Source organism: Leyella stercorea, from assembly GCF_021531655.1.
The window spans coordinates 1-7,403 of the sequence record NZ_JADYUF010000075.1; the positions used below are offsets into that span (position 1 = coordinate 1).

The 7,403-nt window shown below is 43.2% G+C and carries 4 protein-coding genes; all 4 read left to right on the plus strand.

Features of this window, described 5'->3' with window-relative positions:
- Positions 1–823 precede the first annotated feature (823 nt).
- From I6E49_RS13645 to I6E49_RS13660, 4 genes are read left to right on the plus strand one after another with little or no spacing between them, the layout of a single operon-like run.
- Positions 824–1,594, plus strand: a complete 771-nt coding sequence (locus I6E49_RS13645; protein ID WP_235403004.1) for a phosphatase PAP2 family protein — start codon at positions 824–826, stop codon at positions 1,592–1,594.
- 16 nt (positions 1,595–1,610) lie between these two features.
- Entirely contained in the window at positions 1,611–4,736 is a 3,126-nt protein-coding gene (locus tag I6E49_RS13650; RefSeq protein WP_044074737.1) for an efflux RND transporter permease subunit, read from the plus strand.
- Complete coding sequence (locus I6E49_RS13655; protein WP_082030915.1) at positions 4,733–5,974, plus strand: TolC family protein; 1,242 nt, start codon at positions 4,733–4,735, stop codon at positions 5,972–5,974. The genes I6E49_RS13650 and I6E49_RS13655 overlap by 4 nt, the downstream gene beginning before the upstream one ends.
- Positions 5,971–7,146 carry an efflux RND transporter periplasmic adaptor subunit gene (locus I6E49_RS13660; protein ID WP_044074738.1) on the plus strand — a complete coding sequence of 392 codons (1,176 nt, stop codon included), beginning with the start codon at positions 5,971–5,973 and terminating at the stop codon, positions 7,144–7,146. The genes I6E49_RS13655 and I6E49_RS13660 overlap by 4 nt, the downstream gene beginning before the upstream one ends.
- Positions 7,147–7,403 lie beyond the last annotated feature (257 nt).

Consider the following 7,403-nt stretch of genomic DNA (forward strand, 5'->3'; position numbering starts at 1 on the left):
GTATCTATTATTAGTTGATTATCAGTATTATACGCTCTAAACGGTAGAAAAGTGGCTATGTGGATTCTGTTTAGATACGAAAAGGTAATATTTAACGTATTTAACTTTTAGTTACACCAAAAACCAATGAAAAGGGATAGGATGAGGTGTTTCTACTGAAACCGCAGTATGAAAAGCAAAGGAGTCATACAGATTTTACTATGGTTCACGCATCTAAAAAATGGTATACATATAACTTTGCAACCGTGTTGCAAAGTTTATTTGCTATCTTTGCAGCCAAATTGAAAATATAATGAAGCAGAAGCTCTACATAACTATTTTGGCTTTGACAACAATTGTTTTGTTGGCATTGTCGTTTATACCGCACCATCATCACGAAAGTGCGGTATGTACCGTTGTGGAGCATTGCAATAGCGACAACGCTGACAATGACAAACATACGTCACATAAGGACGATGGAACAAAGTGCTTCGAACAAGGCAGTTGGGATGTTGTGTCAGTAAAGACTTTACATACAAGTAACATACATTATTTATATCATGCAATAGTATGGGCTTTATCTCGTATTATGGGATGGGTGTCAGAACCAACTAAGACGGTGTTTGACACTCGCATACCTATTATTATAAAGGCGGAACTATTGCGGATAAATGGACTTAGGGCACCTCCTTTTTATCGTTTCTAATAGCGTTGTTTCTTTTAAGGGGGGCAACGTACAGCGACTATACCTATTCATATGGAAGGTATAGTTACAAATCAATCATTTTTATTATGAACTTGCAAGTGCTTCAGTGTTTGGAGCACAGGCATTAGTTATTGCAAAATGTCAATTAAGGAAATTCTGGCGCTTGGCGCACTGGCTTTTCCTCTTTTGTCGTATGCACAAAGCAAAGACAGCTTGACATTCACACAAGATAGCACAGACATGACTTCTATGAAGAGGTCAAGTGTCGTGCCTTATATTATACCAATGTCACTTATGTCGTATGGAACGGCAGAGGCTATTGTTATGAATAAAGGCAGGATGCTGAACTATGCTATCGGACATGAGGTTATAACCCACAAGCCAATAGCCATAGGGATTGATGACTATACACAGTATGTGCCAGCTGTAAGCGTATTGGCATTAAATCTGTGCGGAGTAAAAAGTTGTCATAACCTAAAAGAACAAACGATGCTGTTGGGGTTGTCAAGTTTGCTGACGGCTATATCCGTAAATGGCTTGAAATACACAGTAAGAGAGATGCGTCCTAATGGCTCACGTCGCAATTCTTTTCCATCTGGGCATACAACAGTTGCCTTCATGGGGGTAGAACTCTTGTGGCAAGAATACAAGGACACTTCACCGTGGATAGGTATAGGTGGTTATGTCATAGCTGCAAGTACAGGAGCATTGCGTGTGTATAACAACAAGCATTGGATAGGAGACGTGGCATTTGGAGCAGGATTGGGTATTCTGTGTACGAAATTGGCATACAAGTTATATGAGCCGATTTCACGCAAGATGCACAACAAACAGTCCAAGCGAACAAACACTGTCTATCCATATTATAACGGACAACAAGGAGGACTAGCACTAACTATACAATTATAATTAGAACGATAAAGAAATGTTTCAAAAAATAATTCAATTATCAATCAAGAACAAGGTAACTATAGGTATGTTGACCTTGGTGCTCATTATATGGGGCACATGGTCGTTGTCGCAGTTGCCTTTTGACTCTACACCTGATATTACAAATAATCAAGTACAGGTGATAACCCAAGCTCCATCATTGGGAGCGCAAGAGGTAGAGCAGTTTATAACCACTCCAGTAGAAATGGCTTTGGCCAACATTCCACGTGTGGAAGAACGCAGAAGCATCAGTAGCAGCGGCTTGTCTGTTATTACATTGGTTTTTGATGACGATGCAGATGTATATTGGGCTCGGCAGCAGGTAAGCCAACAACTAAAGGAGGCAGAGGAAGTCATACCACAAGGTAAGGCAACCATAGGTATGGCTCCTGTCACTACTGGTTTGGGAGAAATATTCCATTATACCATTCGTGCAAAGAAGGGATATGAGGACAAATACAGTTTGTCAGATTTACGTACCATCCAAGATTGGATAGTCCGCAAGCAATTGTCAGGAACACCTGGCGTTGCAGAAGTCAGCGGCTGGGGTGGATATGTGAAGCAGTATGAAGTGGCTGTGGATGCCGACCGTCTCAATGCTGTTGGTCTTACAGTTACAGAAGTTTACGATGCCCTTGAAGCAGGCAACGAGAACACAGGCGGAAGCTACATAGAGAAAAATAGTAACCAGTATTTTATCAGAGGCTTGGGACTTGTTTCAACACTCGAAGACATAGAGCGTATCCCTGTCAAGACAGTCAATGGCACGCCTATCTTGATACGTGACATTGCAAAAGTACAATATGGTTATGCCACACGTTATGGTGCAGTTACACGCAATGGCGAGGGTGAAGTGGTGGCAGGTATCTCACTGATGCTGAAAGGTGAGAATTTCCAGCAAGTTATTAAGAACGTAAAAGAGCGTATTGCGCAGATTCAGAAGAGTCTGCCAGAGGGTGTAGTCATAGAACCATTCATAGACCGCACTCAGTTGGTAGACCGTGTTACTGGAACCATCACCCGCAACCTTATCGAGGGTGGCCTCATTGTTGTGTTCATACTCGTTCTGTTCTTGGGTAATTATAGGGCAGGATTGGTGGTGGCATCCGTCATTCCGCTCGCTATGCTGTTTGCTTTTGGTATGATGCGGTTGTTTGGTGTCAGCGGAAACCTCATGAGTTTGGGAGCCATTGATTTTGGCTTGATCGTGGATGGCGCAGTGATTATCGTAGAAGCCGTATGCCACCATATAGGTATCAGTCGTGACAAATACCATGGCTTGCGCTTAACACAAGAGCAGATGGACAAGGAGATATATCATTCCGCTTCCAAGATTCGTAAGAGTGCAGCCTTTGGCGAAATCATTATCATGACGGTATATCTGCCATTGCTTACATTGGCTGGTATAGAAGGAAAGATGTTCCGTCCGATGGCACTTACCATTTTCTTCGCCATCCTTGGAGCGTTTATCCTTTCGCTTACCTACGTACCAATGGCAAGTGCTCTGTTTCTTAGCAAGGAAAGTGTACATAAGACTAATTTGTCAGACCGTCTGATAAACAAGTTACAGAGTTGGTATAAGCCTATCATCACCAAAAGTCTGCAACATAGCAAGGTGCTCATAGCTTCCATGGTGCTGCTGTTCGGCATCAGCCTTTTCGCTTTCACTCGTTTGGGCGGTGAGTTTATCCCGAATCTTGAAGAAGGTGACTTTGCAGCCGAAATCAGCATGGCACAAGGTACATCACTCTCTCAGATGGTGAAGACCTGCACTCAGGCAGAAAAGATATTGAAGTCTAAGTTCCCGGAGGTGAAGCAGGTGGTAACTCGCATCGGTAGTTCAGAGATTCCAACCGACCCAATGCCTATAGAACGAGCAGACATGCTTATAGCCCTCTATCCGAAAGCAGAATGGACATCTGCCAAGACAAAGGACGAACTCATGGAAAAGATGGAAGAAGCCTTGGGAGCTATTCCTGGAATGGAAGCCGAATTGACACAGCCAATCCAAATGCGAAACAACGAACTGATTACAGGTATTAAGCAGGATGTCGCCATCAAGATATACGGCAACGACCTTGATGCTCTGCAAGCATCCGCAAAGCGAGTGGCATCTCTTATCAAGCGTGTTGACGGGGTGTCTGACCCATTTGTCGAGAAAGTACAAGGTTTGCCACAGATTCAAGTAAAGTACAACCGAGATCAGCTGGCTAAATATGGCATTTCGATAAGAACTGCCAACAAGGTGCTTGAAACTGCTTTTGCAGGAAGCCGCTCGGGATATGTGTTTGAGGGCGACAAGCGATTCGACTTGGTGGTGCGTATGGACAAGGACTTACGTAATGATATAAAAGCTATAGAAAGTCTGTACCTTCCTCTGCCCGATGGTGGAACAATTCCTCTCCAGCAAGTAGCACAGATTACATTGACTGATGCACCTGCACAGGTTACACATGAGGATGGACAGCGAAGGATATTTGTCGGTTTCAATGTAAGAGGACGAGACATACAGACCACAGTAGATGAAATTCAGGAGGTTTTAGACAAGGAACTAAAATTGCCAGCAGGTTATTATTACACTTATGGCGGTCAATTCCAAAATCTTCAAGAGGCAACCGGTCGTTTGATGCTGGCAGTTCCTTTGGCATTGCTCGTCATTTTGGGTTTGCTGTATGCTACGTTGAAGAATATCAGGGAAACCTTGTTCGTATTCTCAGCCATTCCTCTCTCTGCCATTGGTGGTGTGTGGGCTTTATGCCTGCGAGGTATGCCTTTCAGCATTTCCGCAGGTGTAGGTTTCATTGCCCTCTTTGGTGTGGCTGTACTGAACGGTATTGTACTGATAGGACAGTTCAATACTTTTGAGAAAGAAGGCGTGACGGATGTAAAAAAACGAGTGATAGATGGTTGTATGCTCCGTCTTCGTCCTGTCATCATGACCGCATTGGTAGCTTCCTTAGGTTTTATGCCTATGGCCTTGTCAACTGGTGACGGTGCTGAGGTTCAACGACCGTTGGCTACTGTGGTCATCGGCGGATTGGTAACAGCCACGATATTGACACTTGTTGTCTTGCCATCTATTTATAAGACATTCACCAAGAAAAAAGAAACAAACGTATGACAAGAATAAGATTGTTTATATTAGGCGTACTGTCTATGGCATTCGCCTCCATGTACGCACAAAATGAGAGTTGGTCTTTGCAACAATGCATAGACCTCGCTCTTGACAACAGCCTATATATGAGAAATGGGCAAATTGCAGTTGGAAAAGCTAAAGACTTGCAGGGTACAACATTTGATATTGAAAAGACCTCTATAACGCTCAGCCAAGATCCGACATCTGGCGGAAGTCCAGACAATGGCATTTTGATAAGCCAGACCTTTGATTTTCCTACGGTGTATAACGCCCGAAACAAGTTCTTGAAAGCTGAGACTGCCGTTGCGCAAAGTCAGGTGGCAATAGTAGGCAACCAGTTGGTAAGAGATGTAACATCTGCATATTACTCGTGGCTTCATGCACATAGCACTTTGCTCGTGTTGCAAAAGCAAGACAGCGTATATCAGCACTTTCTGCAACTGGCATCGGCTAAGTACAAATCGGGGGAGGCTAACCAGTTGGAACAGATGAATGCACAACGATTGCTGAATGAAAATCGGATAAGTTTGCAAAGAGCAGAGAATGACTGCAAGAAATATTTATTGCAGTTGAAACAGCTCATCAATACCAATACTGACTTCACTCCTCAAAACGAGGGGTTGGCAAAACTACATGACGCGAATCTTGGGGAAACTAATTTCTCAGACACGCCACTTGGACGAAACATGCAAGCACGCCTCATAAGCAATGAACGTAGTGTTTCGCTTGCCAAGCAGGGGTATATGCCAAGCTTCACTCTCGGCTTTACAACACAGGCTGTCATCAAAGGATTCAATCCTTACAATGTTGACAGAAGTAGGTTTTCCAAAGGTAACTTCATGGGATTTGAGGTAGGCATCGGCATACCCCTGTTTTGGAAAAGCAATCGGTCAAAAGTCAAGGCTGCCAAACGTGATGTGGAGTTGGTGCAGAATGAGCGTGCATTGGCAGAACAGCAGCAGAAAACGCTTATGCGTGATGCCACAAATGAGTATATGAGAGCAAAACAAGTTCTTGATTATTACGAAAGACAAGGCAACGCCGAGGCAGCACTCATGGCGAAACTATCTCAGATAAACTACGAGAACGGAGAAATGGGGTATGTGGAATACATACAAAACCAAACTTCGGCTCTTGATGTACAACTTCGTTACATAGATGCTGTCAACGACTATAATCAAGCTATCATCAATATCAATTATCTCAACGGAAATAAACAATGAAAACATTTAATATCATCATCATTGCTGTCATCAGCATATTTCTTGCATCATGCACAAAAGGCAAGCAGGAAGAAGTAAAGGAAAACAAAGTAGAGGAGCAAGGCTATGAAACCATTGAACTTACTCAAGAACAGATAAAGACGGTTGGCATTACGCTCGGCAAGGTTGAGAGTCGCTCTCTCAACAATGTGATACGTGCCAATGGCGAACTTCAGCTCAACCCGCAGGATATGGCAGACGTGACTTCTCTCGTAGGAGGTGTTGTCCGCAAAATTTATGTAACAGAAGGACAGCTGGTGAAAGCAGGTCAAGTGGTTGCACACATAGAGAATACCGAAATCGTAGGATTGCAGAAAGACTATCTCATTGCTGTAAAAGAGACCAATGTAACACATCAGGAGTTGCTACGCCAAAAGACATTGGCTTCACAGAAGGCAGGAGTGGAAAAGACCTTGCAACAGGCATCAGCAGCATACGAGATGGCACTGGCTCGCCAGACAGGGCTTTACAACCAGCTCCGTCAAATTGGCATTAACACCAACCTTGTGAAACAAGGCAGAATCATACGGCAGGTAGCTATCTCTGCTCCAATTTCTGGCATCGTGACGAAGATAAGCATAAAGAGTGGAAGCTATACGGAAAGTTCACAATCATTGATGCAAGTAGCCAACAATGCCGCTGTGTTCTGCAACTTGAATGTTTTTGAGCGCAATATCAATCAAGTTGCTAAAGGGCAGAAAGTAGATTTCGTCATCACCAATAGCCCGAATATTCATTTCAAGGGAACAGTAAGAGAAATTAATCGCTCGATGGATTCTGACACCAAGGCTATATCCGTACGTGTCGGTATTGATACAAAGAACATCACTGAACTTATTCCTGGCATGTATGTGACAGGCATCATCAGTATGGGCAAACAAAATGTGCCAGCCTTGCCTGACGATGCTATTGTAAATGCCAATGGCAAGCAATATGTGTTCGTGCTTGAAAAAAAACACAAAGAAGGCAATGACGTAAAATATCAATTCAAGCAGATGGAAGTCGTTGCAGGTGTAAGCGAATTGGGATATACGCAAATAGATTTCGTCGCTCCTATTAGCAAGAATGCAACTGTTGTCACTTCCAATGCCTTCTACATAGCGTCTATGACGGCAGACCATGGGGAAGAATAAAAGGAAGAAACACAAATGAAATAATATACCTTTATAGTCAAGATGTGAGATAAGCTTTAGATAATCTCACATCTTGATTTTTACAACCTTTTATACAATACTTATCTTCGTGATGAACGATAGGGCTTATTATTAATTGCTCCCAATCCTATCTTCTGTGTTCCATCCCAATTCGTCAGTTGGTCGGCACAACCATTGGAGCCACCAAGCGAAACGTATGTGTCTGCACTGCATGACATGTGGTCAACAAAAGCGAG